3 protein-coding genes are annotated in these 1,613 nt (G+C 73.5%); 2 read left to right on the forward strand and 1 reads right to left on the reverse strand.

Going from position 1 to position 1,613, the window contains the following annotated elements; translation table 11 throughout:
- Positions 1 to 472: RICIN domain-containing protein (locus tag AB0H87_RS41590; protein ID WP_360159317.1), on the forward strand; the 472-nt coding region annotated here is incomplete at its 5' end.
- 20 nt (positions 473 to 492) lie between these two features.
- On the opposite strand, the gene AB0H87_RS41595 is transcribed toward AB0H87_RS41590, so the two are convergent.
- Complete coding sequence (locus tag AB0H87_RS41595) at positions 493 to 900, reverse strand: ChaB family protein (protein WP_360159320.1); 408 nt, start codon at positions 898 to 900, stop codon at positions 493 to 495.
- 76 nt (positions 901 to 976) lie between these two features.
- Here AB0H87_RS41595 and AB0H87_RS41600 point away from each other — a divergent pair.
- Positions 977 to 1,613: carbamoyltransferase N-terminal domain-containing protein (locus AB0H87_RS41600; protein WP_360159323.1), on the forward strand; the 637-nt coding region annotated here is incomplete at its 3' end.

The raw sequence follows: 1,613 nt of genomic DNA on the forward strand, positions 1-1,613 counted from the left end.
GGTCGCCGGGTCCGGGTTCGGCTTCGCCGGCTTCGAGAAGGCCCAGCAGCGCTTCGGCGTCTCGATCCCGGGCGGGTCGGGCGGCGGGCGTACCGGCCAGGTGGTCAGCGCGGCGACGAACAAGTGCCTGGACATCAACGGCAGCGGTACGGCCGACGGCACGAAGATCCAGATCTGGTCCTGCAACGGTACGGGCGCGCAGCGCTGGACGATCGGCTCGGACGGCACCGTGCGCGGCCTGGGCAAGTGCCTGGACGTGCGGTCGAGCGGCACCGCCAACGGCACGGTCGTCCAGCTGTGGGGCTGCAACGGCACGGGCGCGCAGGTCTGGTCACCCCAGTCCACCGGCGCACTGGTCAACCCGCAGTCAGGTCGGTGCCTGGACGTCGCGGGCAACGGCACGGCCGACGGCACACAGGTCCAGATCTGGGACTGCGTGGGAGTGGCGAACCAGCGCTGGTCCCTGCCGTAACCGGGCCCCGGTCACCGGCGTCACGTCGCGCGGGAGCGCGCCTTCCGATCCGCCCGGGCGTTCGCCTTCCGGATGGCCTCGGCCAGCTCGGGCTTGGTCATCCGGGAGCGGCCGCTGACGTCCAGGCGCTTGGCCACGTCGAGCAGGTGTGCCTTGGACGCGTTGGCGTCGACCCCGGCGGCGGTCCGGCCCGGCTGGGCGCGGTTGCTCCGAGCGGCCTGCGCGTCGCTCGGTCCCTTCCGCGACTTCGGCTCCCAGTGGTCGCCGACCTTCTCGAACGAGTGCTTGACCGCCGACATCGCGGTGCGGCGCGCCCGTTCGCCGGGCCCGTACTCCTCGGTGGCGGAGTCGAGCGTCTTCGCGTACGTGTCCTGCGCCTTCTTCGGGGACCGGCGCAGCGTGCTCGGGATCTCCTCGCGTGCTGGCATGGTGTTCGCGTACCCGGCCCGGCATGGCCGAAACGCCTCTCCGGTTAGCGCGCGCGATCGCGGGTACCGGCGCGCCATGCGCGTACTGGGGATCAACGCCCTCTTCCACGACCCCGCGGCCGCCCTCGTCGTCGACGGCCAGGTGGTCGCCGCGGCCGAGGAGGAACGCTTCAGCCGCCGCAAGCACGGCAAGCGGCCCGTGCCCTTCGCCGCCTGGGAGCTGCCCGAGCTGGCCGCGGACTGGTGTCTCGCGGCGGCGGGCCTGCGCCCGGACGAGCTGGACGCGGTCGCCTACTCCTTCGACCCGGGCCTGTGTCGCCCGGCGGAGGAGCTCGGCCTCGACGACCCATGGGACTGGCTGCGCGTCGAGTACGCCAGGCGCGCGCCGCAGTTCCTCGCCTCCGCCCTGCCCGGCCTGAACCCGGCGGCCGTGCGGTTCGTCCCGCACCACGTCGCACACGCCGCGTCCGCGGCGCTCGCGATGCCGCGCGACGGCGACGCCGCCGTCCTCGTGCTCGACGGCCGCGGCGAGACGGCCAGCCACCTCGCCGGCGTCTACCGGGACGCGGCGCTCACCCCGCTGTTCGCACAGGAGCTGCCGCACTCGCTCGGCCTGCTGACTGTGGAACGGCTTCCTGGTGGGCGTCGTCGGCATCCAACCGATCATCGCGACGCTGATCCTGATGATCGCCGGCCGTGGCGTCGCGCAGCTG

This window comes from Asanoa sp. NPDC050611, assembly GCF_040654855.1.
Lineage (GTDB): Bacteria > Actinomycetota > Actinomycetes > Mycobacteriales > Micromonosporaceae > Asanoa.

Excerpts from the sequence above, each read along its gene's own strand:
- AB0H87_RS41595 (WP_360159320.1), bottom strand. The coding sequence starts at position 900 with ATGCCAGCACGCGAGGAGATCCCGAGCACGCTGCGCCGGTCCCCGAAG.